2 protein-coding genes are annotated in these 852 nt (G+C 34.0%); both read right to left on the bottom strand.

The annotated features are described in order from the left end of the window. Positions 1-512, bottom strand: a 512-nt coding sequence (locus HMPREF1639_RS07680; RefSeq protein ID WP_036765152.1) for a replication initiator protein A, incomplete at its 3' end; no start/stop codon positions are given. An 89-nt stretch (positions 513-601) separates the two neighbouring features. Further along, positions 602-850, bottom strand: a complete 249-nt coding sequence (locus tag HMPREF1639_RS07685; protein ID WP_052045474.1) for a CD1845 family protein — start codon at positions 848-850, stop codon at positions 602-604. Positions 851-852: the final 2 nt, after the last annotated feature.

Here is an 852-nt window from a genome sequence, read left to right on the forward strand (position 1 = left end):
TCTCTCTTACTATACTTACTCTTATTATTCTCTATATAGTTAGAGTCAACATTTTGAACTTCCTGAAGTTCATTTTCTTTACTTCTGAGGTTAAAATCTTTTACTTCTGAAGTTAAGTTTTTTGACTTCTGAAAGTCATTTTCTTTTACCGCTATTATGCTCATAAAATCTTTAACATAAATGACATTCGGCTTACCAAGTCCAAGCCTTACTCTTTCAATCAGTCCTATTCCTTTTTTGCTGTCTAACTCGTCCAATATTTTTATAGCTGTCGGCTTTGAGATATTTCTTCTTCTCATAATTTCTTCAACAGTAAAATAGATAAAAACTCTGCCTTCCTTGTCTATCCAGTTATTCTTAAAGGACATTCCTGTGCGTTTCAACAGCATGGAATAAAGGATAATGGATTCAGCAGACAGTCCCTTAAATTCTTCTCCGTCTACCAATATTTCAGGCACTTTTAGAAAGTTAAATCTTTCCGCTTCTCTGTTATAGAAATAGTCAAAGTCCATGCAGGATCACCTCCCTCCTTAAAAATTTGCAAAGAAAAAGACGATAGTTTTTTCTCTATCGCCTTTGGTAACCATTTTTATGAAATTTTTTAGATTGATTTTATTGCTTCATTGATACCTTGTAAAAAAGCTATAACTGCTGCTCCAACCATCGGTATTCCGTATGGACTTAACAGGAATCCTAATATCAATGCTTCTATTCCGATGGTAACTTCTTTTTGCAGAAAAGAGGCAATTGCTCCAAATATGCAAAACATCATCAGCAAATATAGTAGGGCTGTTCCAATACCAAGTAGAAATGTCAGAAATGCTGTGAGGATACTTAACACCAAGCTAATTG

It is taken from the genome of Peptostreptococcus sp. MV1 (assembly GCF_000758885.1).
Taxonomy (GTDB): Bacteria; Bacillota; Clostridia; order Peptostreptococcales; family Peptostreptococcaceae; genus Peptostreptococcus.